12 protein-coding genes are annotated in these 20,324 nt (G+C 40.7%); 10 read left to right on the top strand and 2 right to left on the bottom strand.

Annotated elements, in window-relative coordinates:
- From K8P02_RS15120 to K8P02_RS15080, 9 genes are all read left to right on the top strand, one after another.
- Window positions 1-3,339 carry a T9SS type A sorting domain-containing protein gene (locus K8P02_RS15120; protein WP_223381494.1) on the top strand — a complete coding sequence of 1,113 codons (3,339 nt, stop codon included), beginning with the start codon at window positions 1-3 and terminating at the stop codon, window positions 3,337-3,339.
- A 128-nt stretch (window positions 3,340-3,467) separates the two neighbouring features.
- Window positions 3,468-4,943: an IMP dehydrogenase gene (guaB, locus tag K8P02_RS15115; RefSeq protein ID WP_002562353.1), complete on the top strand. Its 1,476-nt coding sequence runs from the start codon at window positions 3,468-3,470 to the stop codon at window positions 4,941-4,943.
- 216 nt (window positions 4,944-5,159) lie between these two features.
- Window positions 5,160-6,707 (top strand): peptidylprolyl isomerase, encoded by a 1,548-nt coding sequence (locus K8P02_RS15110; RefSeq protein WP_007487166.1) that lies wholly within the window; start codon window positions 5,160-5,162, stop codon window positions 6,705-6,707.
- Window positions 6,708-6,765: 58 nt separating this feature from the next.
- Complete coding sequence (locus K8P02_RS15105) at window positions 6,766-7,611, top strand: peptidylprolyl isomerase (protein WP_007487168.1); 846 nt, start codon at window positions 6,766-6,768, stop codon at window positions 7,609-7,611.
- A 9-nt stretch (window positions 7,612-7,620) separates the two neighbouring features.
- Window positions 7,621-9,012, top strand: coding sequence for a peptidylprolyl isomerase (locus K8P02_RS15100; protein ID WP_007487170.1), 1,392 nt, complete (start codon window positions 7,621-7,623; stop codon window positions 9,010-9,012).
- A 41-nt stretch (window positions 9,013-9,053) separates the two neighbouring features.
- Complete coding sequence (locus K8P02_RS15095; RefSeq protein WP_394373214.1) at window positions 9,054-10,655, top strand: OstA-like protein; 1,602 nt, start codon at window positions 9,054-9,056, stop codon at window positions 10,653-10,655.
- 4 nt (window positions 10,656-10,659) lie between these two features.
- Complete coding sequence (locus K8P02_RS15090) at window positions 10,660-10,962, top strand: hypothetical protein (RefSeq protein WP_002562348.1); 303 nt, start codon at window positions 10,660-10,662, stop codon at window positions 10,960-10,962.
- 102 nt (window positions 10,963-11,064) lie between these two features.
- Window positions 11,065-12,948: a DNA mismatch repair endonuclease MutL gene (gene mutL / locus K8P02_RS15085; protein WP_002562347.1), complete on the top strand. Its 1,884-nt coding sequence runs from the start codon at window positions 11,065-11,067 to the stop codon at window positions 12,946-12,948.
- A gap of 432 nt (window positions 12,949-13,380) precedes the next feature.
- Complete coding sequence (locus K8P02_RS15080) at window positions 13,381-14,565, top strand: OmpA family protein (protein ID WP_025867898.1); 1,185 nt, start codon at window positions 13,381-13,383, stop codon at window positions 14,563-14,565.
- Window positions 14,566-14,650: 85 nt separating this feature from the next.
- Here the strand turns inward: K8P02_RS15080 and trpS are convergent, their stop codons facing one another.
- Window positions 14,651-15,751 carry a tryptophan--tRNA ligase gene (gene trpS / locus K8P02_RS15075; protein WP_007487176.1) on the bottom strand — a complete coding sequence of 367 codons (1,101 nt, stop codon included), beginning with the start codon at window positions 15,749-15,751 and terminating at the stop codon, window positions 14,651-14,653.
- A 96-nt stretch (window positions 15,752-15,847) separates the two neighbouring features.
- Entirely contained in the window at window positions 15,848-16,606 is a 759-nt protein-coding gene (locus tag K8P02_RS15070) for an outer membrane beta-barrel protein (RefSeq protein ID WP_025867899.1), read from the bottom strand.
- Window positions 16,607-16,941: 335 nt separating this feature from the next.
- Between K8P02_RS15070 and carB the strand changes: the two genes are divergently transcribed.
- The gene (gene carB, locus K8P02_RS15065; RefSeq protein ID WP_025867900.1) at window positions 16,942-20,169 is read left to right on the top strand and encodes a carbamoyl-phosphate synthase (glutamine-hydrolyzing) large subunit; all 3,228 of its coding nucleotides are present in this window, start codon (window positions 16,942-16,944) and stop codon (window positions 20,167-20,169) included.
- Window positions 20,170-20,324 lie beyond the last annotated feature (155 nt).

The raw sequence follows: 20,324 nt of genomic DNA, 5'->3' as shown, positions 1-20,324 counted from the left end.
ATGGGAAAAAAGAACTACTACTTCTTGCTAATGTTTGTCATGATGAACATTATGGCAGTGGCTACATCTACCGTAAAGGCGGAGGCGTGGGATGGTTCGTGGAGAACTATCAAATTTGAATCCGGGGAGGATGAGATAAATTTAGAGTTTACAGCTCCTGAAGCTAAAACTTATACTTTTAAGAGCAATACCCAAGAGTTTGGGATAAAAATTAAAGCTGTATGTGGAGATGTGACCGAGTGGTCTGATGCACTTTATGATTGGTTTGGTGCAACAGTCAGCATTGGGGCTAAAGCTAATGAAGTTATTAAGTTGACAGTTGTAACTGATGGAGAAGAATTTTTCCCTGTAATAGTGCCAATGGAATTGGTTAAAGACAGTGGGGATGATACTGCCTGGGATGGTACAAAGAAAGATATTACTATTACCGGAGCTGATGACGCAATAACTTTAACATTTACTCCTACTGAATCAAAACAATATACTTTTAAGTGTGATACAAAAAGTTATGCAGTAAAAATAAAGGCTACTTGGGAAGGACAGAGTTCTGCAGCATGGTCTGAGGGACTTTTCGATTGGGCTGGCGCAACGTTAACAGTAGATGCTGTTAAAGACCGGGTTATTACATTAACAATAACCGCAGCAGATGAAGAGTCATATCCTGTAACTTTCCCGCTTGAACTGAGTGATGGTAGCGGTGATGATGATACTCCCGCTGGGCCTTGGGATGGAACTACTATGGCTATTACTTTAAACGATGCTAATACTTCTAAAACATTCAGTTATACAGCTACTCAAAATGAAATGTTCTATCTCTTTTCTAAAGCTGAGGCTTATGATGTGAAATTTGCAGGTGGAGTAGTTGGAGAGCCTGATCTTGTATTAGAGTGGGAGGCTTATGATAATCTGGTCGGTGGCTATTCGGCCATAAAGCTGATGGAAGGCGATGTTCTGAAATTTACTGTGACTTCTACCGAGTTCTTGGAAGGACAAGGTGCAGATTTTCCTCGTAAATTTTCAATTAGTAGTTTAGTTGTACCGGTATCAGGCTTCTTCCTGCCGGGATCAACTTTTGAGAATGCAGTCGGCTTGCAACCGGATGTAGAGACAATTATTCCTGTAAACGAGAATACTAATGTAGATGAATTTCCTGATTTTGCAAGTTATTCGGAATTGTCCTGGTTGCAATTTACAGCACCGATTACAGGGCTTGCCAATATAGATATTGAGCAGTATGTACTGTTTGTATATGAAGGAGAAGATAAAATTGGAGCTTTAGATTATAAACCGATGATGGTTGTACAGGATGAAAATAATAATAGCCATAAATTTGCAGTAAAAGCCAATACTACTTATTATGTAGTAACTACTAATAATCGTCCAACAAAGGCAACTTTGAAGCTTACGGAAGTTGAAGAAGGTAATGATTGTATCGTACCTATTCATATCAATTCTACGACTTCAGCTCTTTCTGTGAAAGCAGGGGCTACCTGGTATAACTATACTATAACCAAGAGTGAAGATAGTGCACTTAATCTGTTGGAATTGGCTTCTAATAAGGGGTGGACAGGAACAATCAGCTATTATGTGGATTGTTCAGATGCCGAGCCTGTGGTAAATGAAGTGGCAGCTGGTGCTAAATCATACTTTGAAATGGAGACTACCAGAACTAATTATCTTATCTGTGTAAACAGTGCTAATGCTGTTGAGGATGCTATTAAGTTAGTGCAGCGTGATCCCAAACCAGGTGAGGCGAAAGTCAATCCGTTAAATGCTAAATTAGGTGATAACGAATATGGTGGTGAAAAACGTAATTATTGGTTTAAGTATATTGCTACTCAGGATTGTATGTTGAAACTTACTTATCCGGAAGATGCATTGACTATGATAACTTTGAATTCCGGTACAACGAATATTGCTAATTATGGTTCTACAAGCTGTATAGTGAGAGTAAATGCAGGCGAAGAGTATAGAATGAGATTTGTGGCATCAAGTACAGATAAGGCTACATTCACAGTTGTTGAAGATGAGAATATTCCATTAGGAGATTATTGCGATTATCCGAGACCGTTTAATCTGGATGAAGATATTGTAATGAAGAACCGGGACGCTCGGGAAGAATGGTATCTATTTACCGCTCCTGATGATGGTACTGTAGAATTTGAAGTGGAAGATAAAATATGGGTTAGAGATCACTGGTCATGTGGCATAGTAAAAGAATGTGGTACTACACAGGATAAATTGTCGTTTGAAGAATTGATGGGAAGGCTTACTTACCGTTATTCTGTAATCAAAGGCGAAACATATCGGTTTACTGTTTATCAGTTTAAGAATGAAGAAGGAGCAGATATTGTAATCAAAACTAAGTTTACTGCAGCAGGTGAAGGCGAATCTTGTGACAAAGCCATCAGTATCGATTTTGATAAAACTGTGATATGCAAAGATGTTGCCAGTGAGACATGGTATGAATTTGTTGCTCCTGAAATTGGCGAATACTACCTGGTAAGTTCATTGGGACAAGGTGCTGGTGTATCTTATAAGATTAATGATTGTAGTACAAAAGCTACAGCCGCAGAAGTGAAAGACTTTATGTATGGAAGAGCGTATACAACACTAAATCTGGTAAAAGACCAAGTTGTAAAAATATGCGCTATTATATCAAAGGATAAGCCGGAAGATCAGGATTATGATTATTCATTAATTGTAAGAAAGAAAGCTCAGGGCGATGATTTGGAAACTCCGTTTGTTGCTAAGGCTGGAGAATATTATGCATTGGGTGCCGGAAATGTAACAACTGCAGCTACTCTGGAAGGATATGTTTATTCTATCACTACCACAGATGATAAACTGGAATTTACTATTCTTACTAAAGAGGCATATTTTAGTGGAAACTTCTTCGTTTATTATGAAGGAAACAGAATTGGATTTACTCCGGCCAAGGTCAAAACAGATAATGGGGATGGTACATATACTTATACCTATACGTTGACTAATACAGCTATTGAAGCGGGTAAAACTTATACTGTTCTCTTCCCGTTCACTGTAGATGGTTTCAATCTGGGTACTTCGTTGATTACAGGAATCGAATCAACCGAATCTTCTGATAAGATTATTGTTTGTCCTAATCCGAATGACGGAAACTTCCGGGTTACTTTAGGTGAACTGGCTACCAATGGTGCTTTGGTTGAAGTTATTAATATGGCAGGTGTAGTTATTTATAAAGAATATACAACGTCAACTATGTTTTCTGTAAATCTGAAAGGTATTACAGCAGGGGTTTACTTTGTCAGGGTATATGCTGATGGTAAAAATGCAGTTGCTAAGCTGATTGTTCGTTAATCGTTTGTCTGGTTATATTATAAAGAATCCTCTTGCCTTCTGGCAGGGGGATTTTTTTATTTCTATTTTTGTCTGTATTGAATAAAAACCGTATATTTGCACGCAATAAATTTTAAACGCATAGCCCTATGTCATTTATTGCTGATAAGATTGTAATGGATGGATTAACGTATGATGACGTTTTGTTAATCCCTGCCTATTCAGAAGTTTTACCGCGCACTGTCGAGCTCTCGACAAAGTTTTCAAGAAATATTGAGTTAAAAATTCCTTTTGTTACCGCCGCTATGGATACGGTTACCGAGGCTAAAATGGCTATTGCTATAGCTCGTGAAGGAGGAATTGGTGTAATTCATAAAAATATGCCGATAAAAGATCAGGCTAAACAGGTTGCCACTGTGAAGCGTGCTGAAAATGGTATGATTTATGATCCGGTGACTATCAAAAAGGGGTCCACTGTACGTGATGCACTTGCTTTGATGGCTGAATATAAGATTGGTGGTATTCCGGTAGTAGATGATAACAGATATCTGGTTGGTATTGTAACCAATCGTGACCTTCGTTTTGAACGTGATATGGATAAACATATCGATGAAGTAATGACAAAAGACAGGCTGATAACTACTAATCAGTCTACTGACTTGGAAGCTGCTGCACAAATCCTGCAAAAATATAAGATAGAAAAGCTACCGGTAGTTGATAAGGATAACAAACTTATTGGATTGGTAACCTACAAAGATATCACCAAGGCAAAAGATAAACCGATGGCTTGTAAAGATTCTAAGGGGCGTTTGCGTGTAGCTGCCGGTGTTGGAGTGACTGCCGATACGATGGAACGTATGCAGGCTTTGGTCGATGCCGGAGTGGATGCTATTGTGATTGATACAGCTCATGGCCATTCTAAATTTGTAATTGAAAAATTGAAGGAAGCAAAGAACCGTTTTCCGAACATTGATATTGTTGTAGGTAATATTGCTACCGGAGAAGCTGCTAAAGCTTTGGTTGAAGCTGGGGCTGATGGTGTAAAGGTTGGTATTGGACCAGGCTCTATTTGCACTACACGCGTAGTGGCCGGTGTGGGTGTACCTCAATTATCTGCTGTCTATGATGTAGCAAAAGCTTTGAAAGGTACAGGTGTTCCTTTGATTGCAGATGGCGGACTTCGTTACTCAGGTGATGTTGTAAAAGCACTTGCAGCTGGAGGGTATTCTGTCATGATCGGTTCTCTGGTTGCCGGTACAGAAGAAAGTCCGGGTGAAACTATTATTTTTAATGGACGTAAATTTAAGTCATATCGTGGCATGGGCTCTTTAGAAGCGATGGAAAACGGATCGAAAGACCGCTATTTTCAGAGTGGAGAAGCAGATGTGAAGAAACTTGTTCCGGAAGGTATTGCTGCACGTGTTCCTTATAAAGGGACACTGTTTGAAGTGATTTATCAGTTGACCGGTGGCTTGCGTGCAGGTATGGGGTATTGTGGTGCGCAGAATATTGAAAAGTTACATGATGCTAAATTTACACGTATTACGAATGCAGGTGTGATGGAGAGCCATCCTCATGATGTAACAATTACAAGCGAGTCGCCTAACTATAGTCGTCCGGAATAATATAATTCTCGATAACGTGGGAGCTGCTAAGTTTACCACGAGTTGATGCGGAGTCTCACAGAGTTATTTTTCTTCTATCGCATAGTAGGAAAAAGAATAATACTCTGTGGGACTCTGTTTTACTCGGTAGGAAGTCCGGCTTTTTATTATCGTTAAATACAATTTTTCCAATCTTTCAGCGTTTAATAAAACGTATGTATATAAACGAAGCTTTGTATGAAAAGAAACTTGGTTTTATTAGTAACCTGTCTATTGGGACTTTCTGCTGTAGCACAGCAAGATCCTGTATTGATGCGGATAAACGGAAAAGATGTAACTCGTTCTGAGTTTGAGTATATCTATAATAAGAATAACTCTCTTAATGAACAAGAGTCAAAAACGCTTGATGAGTATGTTGATCTTTTTGTCAACTTTAAGTTGAAAGTTGCGGCTGCCGAAGCTGCTGGCATTGATACCACCCGGACTTTCCGGGAAGAACTGGAAGGATATCGCAGGCAATTAGCGAAATCTTATTTGACGGATGAAGAAGCCGAAGAAGCTTATGTGCGTCAATTTTATGATGAAATGAAAGCTAAATCCCGGGCTGGCTATGTACAGGTGATGCATATCTTTAAATACCTTCCTCAAACTGTATCAAAATCGTATCTGAATGAAACGGAAGTTCGGATGGATTCAATTTATAAAGTGCTATCTGCTGCGCCGAATACGGATGACTTTGCAACTTATGTAGAAAAGTTCTCAGATGATAAGAAACCGTTTTGGGTGGGGTTTCTTCAGACACCGGAAGAGTTTGAAGATGTTGTTTTCTCTTTGAATAAAGGAGAAATATCCAAGCCTTTTTTCACTCCTCAAGGCATGCATATAACAAAAGTTCTTGATACTAAAGAGTTGCCTTCGTTTGAAGAAATAAAGGGAGAAATAGCCCGTCGGCTTGCTCGTAAATTCGGAGTTGACAAAGGCACGGAGTCAATGGTAGAAAAATTAAAGAAAGAATATAACTACCAGGTGGATGATGAAGGAATGAAAGAATTGTTGTCTAAGGGTGAAACAGACAAAACGCTCTTTACATTGGATAATCATTCGTATACCGGTTTGGATTTTAAAAGTTTTGCAACGTCGTTTCCCAGAGGGCTTAAAACACAAGTGGATGCTTTTGTTTTAAAAACTGTATTGGATTATGAGAATGGACGTTTGGAACAGAAATATCCGGCTTTCCGGTTGTTGATGCAGGAATATAAAGAGGGGATGTTGCTGTTTGAGATTAGTAATCGTGAGGTTTGGGAGCGCGCAGTGGCCGATGAACCCGGACAAATAGCTTATTTTACTTCTCATAAGTCAAATTATAAATGGAAAGAGCCGCGTTATAAAGGCGTTGTAGTGCATTGTGCCGATAAAAAAATGGCCAAGCAGATTAAGAAATTAATTCGGAAACTTCCTGAAGAAGTATGGACAGATACGATAGCAAAAACTTTTAATGATTCTGTAGAAGTTGTTAAAGTGGAGGGAGGCGTGTTTGCTAAAGGTGATAATAAATATGTAGATAAACTGGTATTTAAAACCGGAAGCTTTGATTCTCTGGAGTCTTATCCTTTTACTACTGTTTTTGGTGAAAAACGGAAAGGTCCTGATAGCTATACAGAAGTGCGAGGGCCGCTTGCAGCCGACTATCAGAACTTCCTTGATTCGCTTTGGATAAAGCGTTTACGCGAAGAAAGTAAGGTTGAAATTAACCAAGAGGTTTTAAAAACAGTTAATAACCACTGATATAACCGATTATTGCATTATCTTCGTACCTTGAATATAAGTATAATTTCAGTTGACAATGCGAATAACGGGCCTCTTGCTGGTTTCTCTCTTTTTCTGTATATCATGTACTGAGAAGCATGATCATAGGGGAAAAACACCTCTGGTAGAGGTTAATGGAACTTTTTTATACAAAGAGGACCTTCAATCTGTGCTTCCTGCCGGGTTGACTAAAGACGATAGTTTGCTTTTCGCTGAACATTATATACGCACTTGGGTTGAAGATCTTTTGTTGTATGAAAAGGCTCAGAATAACATTCCCGACAATGAGGAGATAGACCGTCTGGTGGAGAATTATCGTAAAGCATTGATTATGCATACTTATCAGGAGGAGTTAATCGGCCAGAGACTTACCAAAGATATCCCTGAACAGGAAATCGCTGAATATTACGAGAAAAACAAAGAACTTTTTAAACTGGATCGTCCTTTGGTGAAAGGATTGTTTATAAAAGTTCCGTTGACAGCACCACAGCTTACCAATGTGCGTAAGTGGTATAAATCCGAAGCACAAGAAGCCGTAGAACATTTAGAGAAGTACAGCTTTCAGAATGCGGTGAAGTATGAATACTTTTATGATAAATGGGTTTCATTGGCAGATATCCTCGATTTGATTCCTTTAAAGACAGATTCACCGGAAGAATATATCAACAAGAATCGGCATGTGGAGTTGAAAGATACCGCTTTTTATTATTTTCTTAACGTCAGTGATTATCGGGCGGTAGGAGAGCAGGAACCCTATGAGTTTGCAATGCCTGAAGCAAAAGATATGCTTGTTAATATAAAACGCGTAGACTTTATGCGCCAGGTAAAAGATGACTTGTATAAGCGGGCCATAGATCGGAAAAAGATTATATATAATTATTAAATACAAAGAATGAAGAAGTTTGTAAACTTTAGATTTGTTGTTTTATTTGCCTTAGTAATGCTTGCTAATGTGGTAGCATACGGACAGGACAACGTGATTGATGAAGTGGTCTGGGTCGTAGGTGATGAGGCTATTTTGAAATCGGAAGTAGAAGAGGCACGTTTGAGCGCCCTGTATGAAGGACGTAAAATAGATGGCGATCCTTATTGCGTAATTCCGGAGGAGTTAGCTGTGCAAAAGTTGTTTTTGCATCAGGCGCGTCTTGATAGTATTGATGTTCCCGAAAGTGAGGTTATCCAACGTGTAGATGCTATGACAAATCACTGGATACAGATGTTGGGCTCAAGGGAGAAAATGGAGGAATATTTCTTCGAACAGCAGAATAAAACTCCGTCACAGATACGTGAAACTTTGCGTGAGAATGCGCGTGAAGGACTTACTGTGCAAAAAATGCAACAAAAACTTGTAGGTGATATCAAAGTGACTCCTTCTGAAGTACGCCGCTACTTTAAAGATTTGCCACAGGATAGTATTCCCTATGTACCAACTCAGGTGGAGGTTCAAATAGTTACTTTGCAGCCCAAGATTCCTATCGCTGAAATAGAGGATGTAAAAAGTAGGTTACGTGAATATACGGATCGTGTAAATAAGGGAGAAACAGAGTTTTCTACTTTGGCTCGTATGTACTCGGAGGACCGTGGCTCTGCTATGCGGGGTGGTGAAACGGACTTCATGGGTAAAGGTATGATGGACCCAGCTTATGCAGCGGTTGCCTTCAGCCTGCAAGATCCTAAGAAAGTATCTAAGATTGTAGAGTCTGAATATGGTTATCACATTATTCAGTTGATTGAAAAACGTGGCGACCGTGTGAATACTCGTCATATACTGTTACGTCCCAAAGTTTCAGAGAAGGAACTAATAGAGGCTTGTGCACGTTTGGACTCCATTGCTGATGATATTCGTGTTGGTAAGTTCTCCTTTGATGATGCTGCAGCAGCACTTTCTCATGATAAGGATACAAGAAACAATCATGGATTGATGGTGAATACTAATTCTAATGACGCCATGGCTACTTCTAAGTTTGAAATGCAGGAATTGCCACAGGACGTGGCTAAGGTGGTAGATAAATTGAACGTGGGTGAGATTTCGAAGGCATTTACAATGGTTAATGAGAAAGATGGAAAAGAGATTTGTGCTATTGTAAAGTTGAAAACCCGTATCAATGGTCATAAAGCAACGATTACAGAAGATTATCAGAACCTGAAAGAGATTGTTATTGCTAAACGCCGGGAGGAGATGTTACATAAGTGGATTCTGGAAAAACAGAAACATACGTATGTTCGTATCGATGAAAACTGGAAGAATTGCGATTTCAAATATCCAGGTTGGATTAAAGATTAATGAGAACTAACAACTTCTTTTTTAAATGCATCCTCACGGGGATGCTATGCTTGTTTGGTGTATACCTTCTTTGGGCACAGGGGCAGAAACCACAACAGAAGCCTCAGAAGAAAAAAACGAAAGTGGATCTTCTGCATGCTGATGAGGGGAGGGCAGACAAATTGGCCCGTCCGGATGTGCAGGTGCTTATCGGTTCAGTAAAGCTGCGTCATGATAGTATGTATATGTATTGTGACAGTGCATTGATCTATGAAAATACGAACTCATTTGAAGCATTCAACAATGTACGTATGGAGCAGGGGGATACCTTGTTTATTTATGGTGATTATCTGTATTATGATGGAATATCCCAGTTAGCCCAGCTTCGTGAAAACGTAAAGATGATTAATCGGAATACAACTTTGTTGACTGATAGTCTGAATTATGATCGTATTTATGATCTTGGATATTATTTCGAAGGTGGTACATTGATGGATGAAGAAAATGTACTTACCTCTGACTGGGGTGAGTACAGTCCTGCTACGAAGCAATCTGTTTTTAATCACGATGTAAAGTTGGTAAATCCACAGTTTATTCTTACCTCAGACACTTTAAAGTATAATACTTTGTCTAAAGTGGCCACTATTCTCGGTCCGTCTGAAATAGTAAATGAAAAGAATCATATTTATTCGGAACGGGGTATTTATAATACCTTGACGGAACAGGCTGAGTTGCTTGATCGTTCTGTGCTGACCAATGAAGGGAAACGAATGACCGGAGACAGTTTGTTCTATGACCGTAAGTTAGGTTATGGAGAAGCTTTTGACAACGTGATAATGAATGACAGCATTAATAGAAATATGCTGACTGGTGATTATTGTTTCTATAATGAATTGACTGACAGTGCTTTTGCTACAAAACGTGCAGTCGCTATTGACTATTCACAAGGAGATAGTCTTTTCATGCATGCTGATACTTTGATGATGGTTACATCTTATCTGAATACTGATTCTATGTTTCGTGAGATGCGGGCTTATCATAAAGTTCGTATGTATAGAACTGATGTTCAGGGCGTTTGTGATTCATTGGTTTATAATTCAAAAGACTCTTGTGTGACAATGTACCGTGACCCTATTCTTTGGAATGAAGGACAGCAGTTACTGGGAGAAGAAATTAAAATCTACCTGAATGACAGTACGATTGACTGGGCACATATTATCAACCAGGCATTGACGGTAGAGATGAAAGATTCGTTGCACTATAACCAGGTGTCCGGAAAAGAAATTAAAGCGTATTTTGATGAAGGGGAAATGCGGAAAGTCGATGTTATAGCCAATGTGCTTGTGATTTTCTATCCGCAAGAGGAGGATAGTACTATGATTGGTATGAATACTTCGCAAACCAGTTTGTTAACAATGCATTTGAAAGACCGTAAAATGAAAAGGATGGTCATGAGTCCGAAATCGGATGGAGTGCTTTACCCGATGGATCAGATCCCTCCGGACAAGATGAGGTTGCCTACATTTGTATGGTTTGATTATATACGTCCTCAAAATAAAGAGGATATATTTGAATGGAGAGGTAAAAAAGAGGGTGAAACATTGCGTAAATCTACCCGAAAACCATTAAATTCGCCCAAGCGTGAATTAATTAATATGAAATAGCTCTATGGGAATGTTTAACAGTGGTATGAGAAAGCCGCGTCGCTTTAATCATCAGTACATTTACGTGAATGAGCGGAAAGAGAAGCTTGATAAAATGGAAGAGCAGGCCAAGCGCGAATTGGGTATGCTATCTGAAAAAGAGTTCTCTCCGGAGGATATTCGTGGGAAGTTTGTGGAAGGAACTACTCATCTGAAACGTCGTAAGGAAAGTGGACGAAAACCCGTACATCTGGGAGTGATCCTTTTGATTATTGCCCTGTTGCTTTTTCTTTGGCATTATTTGCAAACCGGTAGTTGGGCGTTCTGATTAATGAGGAAGGTATGAATAATGATTTATAAAGTGAGTGTTTTCTATCTCCTAATTCCTGAATTCTAACTCCTAACTCCTAAATTCTAACTACTAAATATTATGAGTGATATCATTCATTTGTTGCCAGATTCAGTTGCTAATCAGATTGCAGCTGGTGAGGTGATACAACGTCCGGCATCTGTCATTAAAGAGTTGGTAGAAAATGCGATTGATGCTGAGGCTTGCAATATACATGTATTAGTGACTGATGCAGGCAAGACCTGTATACAGGTTATTGACGATGGGAAGGGGATGTCTGAAACGGATGCCCGTTTGTCTTTCGAACGTCATGCAACTTCCAAAATTCGTGAAGCATCCGATCTTTTTGCTTTGCGTACAATGGGATTTCGTGGTGAGGCGCTGGCATCTATCGCGGCTGTAGCACAAGTAGAACTTAAAACCCGCCTTGAGGCTGAAGAACTCGGAACGAAATTGGTTATTGCAGGTTCTAAAGTTGAAAGTCAGGAAGCGGTGTCCTGTCCTAAAGGGAGTAACTTCTCTATTAAGAACCTTTTCTTCAATATCCCGGCACGTCGAAAATTTCTGAAAGCCAATTCTACAGAGCTTAGTAATATACTTACTGAATTTGAACGTATTGCTCTTGTACACCCCGAAGTGGCTTTTTCACTTTATAGTAATGATTCGGAACTATTCAATCTTCCGGTGAGTTCTTTGCGGCAACGTATTCTCGCAGTTTTTGGTAAAAAGCTTAATCAGCAATTACTGAGTGTGGATGTGAATACAACGATGATAAAAATTTCGGGTTATGTAGCCAAACCTGAAACTGCTCGTAAGAAAGGTGCCCACCAGTATTTCTTTGTAAACGGGCGCTATATGCGGCATCCCTATTTCCATAAGGCCGTGATGGATGCCTATGAACAGTTGATTCCGATAGGCGAACAGATCTCTTATTTCCTTTATTTTGAGGTGGATCCTGCTAATATTGATGTAAATATTCACCCTACAAAGACCGAAATCAAGTTTGAGAATGAACAGGCTATCTGGCAGATTATTTCAGCAGCTGTCAAAGAATCATTAGGTAAGTTTAATGCTGTTCCTTCTATTGATTTTGATACGGAGGATATGCCTGACATTCCGGCTTTTGAACAGAATCTTCCACCGGAACCGCCGCGTGTACAATATAATTCGGACTTTAATCCTTTCAAAACTTCTTCTTCCGGATCGGGAGGAGGCGTTGCGGGGTATTCTCGTCAAAAAGTAGAGTGGGAAGATCTTTATGGCGGATTAGAAAAGGCCAGTAAAATGAATCGACCTGTTATCAATGAACCAGAGGCAGAACCTGACTATTTTTCCCCGGCAGAGCCAGAGGCTCCGGCAGTGGTTCCTTCGACTTTGTATGCTAATGAACCTATTGTGGAAAAGGGAAATTTGCATTTACAGTTTAAAGGGCGGTTTATTCTTACTTCTGTAAAATCCGGGCTCATGCTTATTGATCAGCATCGTGCTCATATCCGGGTGTTATTTGATCGCTATATGATGCAGATCAGACAGAAACAAGGAATGTCTCAGGGAGTTCTTTTCCCGGAAATATTGCAATTGCCTGTTTCAGAGGCTGCCGTATTGCAAAGTATTATGGACGATCTTTCTGCTGTGGGCTTTGAACTTAGTGACCTGGGTGGAGGAAGTTACGCTATTAATGGTATTCCTGCTGGTATTGAGGGGCTGAATCCGGTAGAACTGGTGCGTAGTATGTTGCACACGGCAATGGAAAAAGGTAACGATGTGAAAGAAGAAGTACAGAGTATTCTGGCACTGACTTTGTCTCGGGCTGCTGCTATTGTTTACGGTCAGGTTTTGTCAAACGAAGAGATGGTGAATCTTGTAGATAATCTGTTTGCCTGCGTGGCCCCTAACTATACTCCCGATGGCAAAGTGGTACTTTCCACAATAAAAGAAGAAGAGATAGAGAAACTCTTCAGATAGTGCTTCCCGCACGGGGAGGTACGCCAAGCGGTGGTTAATTGATAAAAAAATGAGCTAAATAGATTTGTGTTTTCTATGTGGCACACGGATGAGCCAGATCAGGCAGATGACGACGGATCAAATTTTCTTTTCCCTGATTACCAATAAATGAAAAGACCTGTTGTCATCTGCCTGATCTGGCTTATCTGTGTGCCATAGAAATAGAACGCAGTTTTACTTAAAGCTGATTAATAATGTGTCAATATGCCAATTCATCAATTAGATTAAAGCTAATCATAAAGTAGTATGCCGACTGCTTCATCAGGCTCTTCACTCTCCTTTTCTCACAAGAAAAAACATAAAATCATCTATTTTCAGAACCTTTTATTTCCCTTGGTGTTATTTAAACAGTTTCAATAGGAAAAATAATAACCACTTTAACTATTTAGGTATATGAAAAAGATTCTAATGTTGCTGGCATTTGCCGGCGTTACTGCTGTAGCTTCTGCTCAGCAAGTTACTGTAACTGAATTCGAAGAAATTCAGGTTCAAGACAAATATCAAGTGTTGACCAACCCGTTCTGGAGTAACTGGTTCTTCTCTGTTGGCGGAGGTGCTCAGGTGCTTTATGGAAATGGTGATAAAGCCGGAGCGTTCAAAGACCGTATCAGTCCTGTATTAAATGTTGCAATTGGTAAATGGTTTACTCCCGGATTGGGATTGCGTTTGCAATATAGCGGACTTGAAGCTAAAGGTTTTACATACGATAAAACTGCTCCTTACGTAACCGGTAATGAACTGGGTGACGGATATTACAAACAGAAATTTGACTACATGAATCTGCATGGTGATATCATGTTCAATCTGAATGCCCTTTTTGGCGGTTACAATTCACACCGTGTATATGAGTTGATACCTTATTTAGGAGCTGGTTTCACTCATGCTTACACAAGACCTCACGTAAATGCATTAACAATAAATGCAGGTTTGATAAACCGTTTCCGTATTTCGAGTGCAGTTGATATCAATCTTGAGTTAAGTGCTACGGGAGTAGAAGGCAAATTTGATGGTGAACATGGTGGCAAGCACGACTACGATGGTATTTTCGGAGCTTCTATAGGTTTGACTTATCGTTTCCCGAACCGTGGATTCCAACGTCCGTTCCCGCAGATTATCTCTGAATTGGAATTGAGAAATATGCGCGAACAGATGAATGCAATGGCTGCTGCCAATCTTACATTGCAACAGCAACTACAGGAAGCAGAAAGTCAGCCAACAACAGAAGTTGTGGAACAAGAGGTTATCGTAGATGCTAATATCGCTCCTCGTACCGTATTCTTTAATATTGGTTCTGCCGAGATATCTCCTCGTGAAGCAATGAACTTGTCTTATCTGGCTGAACAGATGAAGAAATTCCCGGATACTAAATATGTTGTAAACGGATATGCAGACTCTGCAACAGGTACTCCAAGCTTCAATAAAGAATTGAGTATGAAACGTGCACAAGCCGTTGTGAATGTATTGGTTAAACAATATGGTATTTCAGCAAACCGTCTGAGCGTTGATGGTAATGGTGGTGTAGATAAATTCGGACAACCTATCCTGAACCGTGTTGTATTGGTGAAATCTAACAATTAAAAGATAGGATTATATAAAAAAAAGAAAGCCCCGCTACCGGTTTACCGGTAGCGGGGTATTTTCATAAACGATACTTGACGTTTGTTTATTTTTCAGGAGTACTGAACTTCTTTACTTGTTCCGCTATCAGATCCGCATCGTCAAAGTAATTGATCTTCATAGATCTGCGAACGTCTGCCAGTGTATCGGCAGCGGCGGCTCTTGCCACTTCGCATCCTTGTTTCAGCATCTCATAGATGGCAGGGATATCTTTCTCAAACTCTTTCCGGCGGTTACGGATCGGCTCCAGTGTCTCCTGCATAATGGCATTTAAGAAGCGTTTTACTTTCACATCTCCCAGTCCACCACGTTGATAGTGGGCTTTCAGCTCATTCAGGTTCGGATAATCCGGCAGATAACGCTCGAAATGTTCCGGACGACAGAATGCATCAAGATATGTGAATACAGTGTTACCTTCTATCTTACCCGGGTCCTGTACACGCAGATGGTCGGGATCGGTGAACATGCTCATTACCTTTTTCTGTATTTCGTCGGCACTTTCGGAGAGGTAGATACAATTACCCAATGATTTACTCATTTTAGCCTTACCATCGGTGCCCGGTAGGCGCAGACAAGCAGCATTATCGGGTAACAGGATTTCCGGTTCTACCAAAGTTTCACCATAGATATAATTGAAGCGGCGTACAATTTCTCTTGCCTGCTCAATCATCGGTTCCTGATCTTCACCTACCGGAACAGTTGTTGCGCGGAATGCAGTGATATCAGCAGCCTGACTGATGGGATAAGTAAAGAAACCTACTGGGATACTCGTCTCAAAGTTACGCATTTGGATTTCCGTCTTTACCGTCGGATTGCGTTGCAAACGTGACACGGTCACCAGATCCATGAAATAGAAAGACAATTCACAAAGTTCCGGAATCTGTGACTGGATGAAAATAGTAGCTTTGGCCGGATCGAGTCCGCAAGCCAGATAATCGAGAGCTACTTCGATAACATTTTGACGTACCTTTTCGGGATTATCAATATTGTCCGTCAAAGCTTGCGCATCAGCAATGAAAACAAACATCTTACTGAAGTCGCCGGAGTTTTGGAGGTCTACCCTTCTTTTCAAAGAGCCCACGTAGTGTCCGATGTGAAGTCTACCTGTCGGGCGGTCGCCCGTTAATATGATCTTTTCTTTTCCCATTTTCTTTATACTTTTATATATTAGGTGCAGCTTATTTTCGCTTTGGCAAAGATACGAATAAAAAAGGATAAAATAAAAAGGTGGCTATTGCATCGTTTAGAAAGTCCAACCCAATCGGAGAACCGGTTCTATATAAGTCTTAACCTTTGTTGTAATAGCTTTATCGGTCGTTTCTTCGAGATAATTGGTCTTATCTGCCACTGCTCTGTAAGTCATTTTGCTTGATTTACGGTTTTCCAGTTTCAGCCCAAGCTCTGTACCTACATAGAGTCCTTTGTATACGTAAAAATCCAGACCGGTGAAAATTGCTGCATTGATTCCCCAGTAAGCTCTGTCATTCACGGCTGGCAACATATTTTCAATATCCAGTTCGTCTGCTTTTGAGTCAGGGGTAATGGCCCCATTGGTGATTTCACCTTTGAATGTAGTTGAGAGTTCATTAGAAACAGTTTCTAACTTAGTGGAGGCGAAATGACGGGTGAACCCAAAAGAACCTCCAACATAGACATTTACTCTTTTGCTGATATCGAAATGGCGTTCGTAACCTGCATCCAGACGGAAGTCTCCCACATTATATTTAAATTTGGTCGAAGTGTAATCCGCCTGTGTTTCGCCTTCTTCTTTATTTGTAAAGTTAGAATGGTCCAGATTGAATCCCAGTTTCAGGCGAATAGCGTCTTTGTCTGTTACGAAGTAGCGGAACTTTAGTCCGTCCAATTTGAACGTTTCTCCGTTTTGATCAAATGGGTTAAACTGAACTTCAGTACCAAATGAACCTTTACCTGGTTTGTTTTGAGCAGATAGGTTTGCTGCAATACATAATGCGGCAAACAGAATAAGTGTAAGTCTTTTCATGTTTTGAAATTATTGATGTTTACGAGGTGCAAATATAGGAAACAAAATGATGTCGAATACTACTTTGTAGGAAATATTCTTTCCCGAATCTTTTGTATTTATAGAAATAAGTCGTTACTTTGCACAAATTTTAAAAATAGCAATGAATCAACAGGAAATAAGAAGTAAGCAATATCTTCGTTCGGATGTTTTCCATCCGGAATCTGTATACTTCTTCTATTTTCTCCAAAAACGATATTTTAGTTCTTTGGTAATGCGTTAGTCCTTTTGTTAGGGTAACGCATTTTTTTTATGTGGTAACTTTAAGAAACAACAACATTATAACAACAAGAGAAATGGAAAAGGAAATGAAGAAAGTCCTGGTTCTGGGTTCAGGAGCACTCAAAATCGGACAAGCCGGGGAGTTTGACTACTCTGGTTCGCAGGCACTGAAGGCCTTGAAAGAAGAAGGTATCAGTTCGGTATTGGTTAATCCGAACATTGCAACCATTCAGACTTCTGAAGGAATTGCTGATAAAGTGTATTTCCTTCCCGTGACAACCTACTTTGTAGAAGAGATTATAAAGAAGGAACGTCCTGATGGAATTCTCCTTGCATTTGGTGGTCAAACGGCGCTGAATTGTGGTGCTGAACTTTACACAAATGGTATTCTCGACAAATATGGCGTGAAAGTATTAGGTACTTCTGTTGAAGCTATCATGTATACAGAAGACCGCGACTTGTTCGTGAAGAAGCTCAATGAAATTGAAATGAAGACTCCTATCAGCCAGGCGGTGGAGAATATGGAAGATGCCATTGCTGCTGCACGTCGCATCGGATATCCGGTAATGGTTCGTTCGGCTTATGCATTGGGAGGTCTTGGAAGCGGTATTTGTGCCGACGAAGAAGAATTCCTGAAACTGGCTGAAAGCTCATTTGCATTCTCCAAACAAATTCTTGTAGAAGAGTCTCTGAAGGGATGGAAAGAAATTGAGTTTGAGGTAATTCGTGATGCCAACGATCACTGTTTCACAGTGGCAAGCATGGAAAACTTCGACCCGTTGGGCATCCATACAGGTGAGTCTATCGTGGTAGCTCCTACCTGCTCGCTGGATGATAAGGAACTTACATTATTGAAAGAACTTTCTACAAAATGTATTCGTCATTTGGGCATTGTAGGCGAATGTAACATTCAATATGCTTTCAATTCCGAAACGGATGACTATCGCGTTATCGAAGTTAATGCCCGTCTGAGTCGTTCTTCTGCCTTGGCTTCCAAAGCTACCGGTTATCCGTTGGCATTTGTTGCTGCCAAAGTTGCTTTAGGCTATACACTCGATCAGATTGGTGAAATGGGAACTCCGAATTCTGCTTATCTGGCTCCGCAACTTGACTACTATATCTGTAAGATTCCCCGTTGGGACCTTACTAAGTTTGCCGGTGTATCCCGTGAAATCGGTTCGAGTATGAAGTCGGTGGGTGAAATCATGTCTATCGGTCGTTCTTTTGAAGAGATCATCCAGAAAGGACTTCGTATGATCGGGCAAGGTATGCACGGATTTGTAGGTAATGATGACGTGACTTTTGATGACCTCGACAAAGAACTGGCTAATCCTACTGACCTGCGCGTATTTGCTATTGCACAGGCTTTGGAGCAAGGATATACGATTGACCGTATCCACGATCTGACTAAGATTGATCCGTGGTTCCTTGGTAAATTGAAAAATATTGTTGACTATAAAGTGAAACTTTCTACTTATAGTAAAGTAGAGGATATTCCTGCTGATGTGATGCGCGAAGCGAAGATTCTCGGTTTCTCTGACTTCCAGATAGCTCGTTTCGTATTGAATCCGACCGGCAATATGGAGAAAGAAAACCTGGCTGTTCGTGCACATCGTAAATCGTTGGGTGTTCTTCCGGCTGTAAAACGTATCAACACAATTGCTTCTGAACATCCGGAACTGACCAATTATCTCTACATGACGTATGCTGTAGAAGGGTATGATGTAAACTATTATAAGAATGAGAAATCAGTAGTCGTTCTCGGTTCGGGTGCATATCGTATCGGTAGCTCGGTAGAGTTTGACTGGTGTTCGGTAAATGCTGTACAGACAGCTCGTAAGTTAGGTTACAAATCTATCATGATCAACTATAACCCCGAAACGGTATCAACTGACTATGATATGTGCGACCGTCTGTACTTTGACGAGCTTTCCTTTGAGCGTGTACTCGATGTGATCGACCTCGAACAGCCTCGTGGTGTTATTGTTTCCGTGGGCGGACAGATTCCGAACAACTTAGCAATGAAACTTTATCGTCAGTCGGTTCCCGTACTGGGTACTTCTCCGGTTTCTATCGATCGTGCCGAGAACCGTAATAAATTCTCTGCTATGCTCGATCAGCTGGGCATTGACCAACCGGCATGGATGGAGCTCACCAGTCTTGAAGAAGTGAAAGGCTTCGTTGAAAAGGTAGGTTATCCGGTGTTGGTTCGTCCGTCTTACGTACTTTCGGGTGCGGCAATGAATGTTTGCTATGACGATGAAGAGTTGGAGAACTTCCTGAAGATGGCTGCTGAGGTTTCAAAAGAATATCCGGTAGTTGTTTCTCAGTTCCTCGAAAACACGAAAGAGATAGAATTTGATGCAGTAGCTCAGAATGGTGAAGTGGTGGAATATGCCATCTCTGAACATGTTGAGTTTGCAGGTGTTCATTCCGGTGATGCTACATTGGTATTCCCTGCACAAAAGATCTACTTTGCAACAGCTCGCCGCATTAAGAAAATCAGTCGCCAGATTGCAAAAGAACTTAATATTTCCGGTCCGTTCAACATCCAGTTCCTGGCTCGCAACAACGAGGTGAAAGTAATTGAATGTAACCTGCGTGCCTCACGTAGTTTCCCATTCGTGTCTAAAGTACTGAAACGTAACTTTATCGAAACAGCTACCCGTATCATGCTTGACGCTCCGTACAGCCGTCCGGACAAGTCTGCCTTTGATATCGACTGGATTGGTGTGAAGGCTTCTCAGTTCTCATTCTCTCGTCTGCATAAGGCCGACCCTGTTTTGGGTGTAGATATGTCTTCTACCGGTGAGGTGGGTTGTATCGGTGATGACTTCTCCGAAGCCCTGCTGAATGCAATGATTTCTACCGGATTCAAGATACCTTCAAAAGAGAAAGGTGTTATGTTCTCTTCCGGTGCCATGAAATCAAAAGTTGATTTGCTGGATGCCAGCCGTGCTCTGTTTGCACAAGGATATAAGATTTATGCTACTGCCGGAACGGCTGCTTTCCTCAATGCACACGGTGTAGATACCACTCCGGTGTACTGGCCCGATGAAAAGCCGGGAGCAGAAAACAACGTGATGAAGATGATTGCCGACCACAAGTTCGACCTGATTGTCAATATCCCGAAGAATCATAGCAAGCGTGAGCTGACGAACGGTTATCGTATCCGCCGCGGTGCTATCGACCACAATATTCCGTTGATCACCAATGCCCGTCTGGCAAGTGCATTTATTGAAGCATTCTGCGAGTTGAAACTCGAAGATATCCAGATAAAGAGCTGGCAGGAATATAAATAAGCTTTTCTTGCTATAAAGAGTTCAGGGTGGTAATGCGTGGCATTATCACCCTGTTTTTTTCTTATGTGGAGGTACGTTGGGCAATCAAAGGGAAGGTAATTTATTTAAGTCGTAGTCGAACTCACAGAGAGTCGTAATGAAGCGTTGTTAAACAT

The organism is Bacteroides nordii, assembly GCF_019930665.1.
In the GTDB taxonomy this organism is placed as follows: Bacteria; Bacteroidota; Bacteroidia; order Bacteroidales; family Bacteroidaceae; genus Bacteroides; species Bacteroides nordii.
Note: the sequence above shows the minus strand (reverse complement) of the source record. Positions and strands in the feature narration are given on the sequence as shown.

Bases quoted from the DNA above. Each gene is read 5' to 3' on its own strand.
- K8P02_RS15095 (WP_394373214.1), top strand. From the start codon at position 9,054: ATGCTATGCTTGTTTGGTGTATACCTTCTTTGGGCACAGGGGCAGAAA.
- guaB (WP_002562353.1), top strand. From the start codon at position 3,468: ATGTCATTTATTGCTGATAAGATTGTAATGGATGGATTAACGTATGAT.
- K8P02_RS15120 (WP_223381494.1), top strand. From the start codon at position 1: ATGGGAAAAAAGAACTACTACTTCTTGCTAATGTTTGTCATGATGAAC.
- K8P02_RS15100 (WP_007487170.1), top strand. From the start codon at position 7,621: ATGAAGAAGTTTGTAAACTTTAGATTTGTTGTTTTATTTGCCTTAGTA.
- K8P02_RS15105 (WP_007487168.1), top strand. From the start codon at position 6,766: ATGCGAATAACGGGCCTCTTGCTGGTTTCTCTCTTTTTCTGTATATCA.
- trpS (WP_007487176.1), bottom strand. From the start codon at position 15,751: ATGGGAAAAGAAAAGATCATATTAACGGGCGACCGCCCGACAGGTAGA.
- K8P02_RS15090 (WP_002562348.1), top strand. From the start codon at position 10,660: ATGGGAATGTTTAACAGTGGTATGAGAAAGCCGCGTCGCTTTAATCAT.
- K8P02_RS15070 (WP_025867899.1), bottom strand. From the start codon at position 16,606: ATGAAAAGACTTACACTTATTCTGTTTGCCGCATTATGTATTGCAGCA.
- mutL (WP_002562347.1), top strand. From the start codon at position 11,065: ATGAGTGATATCATTCATTTGTTGCCAGATTCAGTTGCTAATCAGATT.
- K8P02_RS15080 (WP_025867898.1), top strand. From the start codon at position 13,381: ATGAAAAAGATTCTAATGTTGCTGGCATTTGCCGGCGTTACTGCTGTA.
- K8P02_RS15110 (WP_007487166.1), top strand. From the start codon at position 5,160: ATGAAAAGAAACTTGGTTTTATTAGTAACCTGTCTATTGGGACTTTCT.
- carB (WP_025867900.1), top strand. From the start codon at position 16,942: ATGGAAAAGGAAATGAAGAAAGTCCTGGTTCTGGGTTCAGGAGCACTC.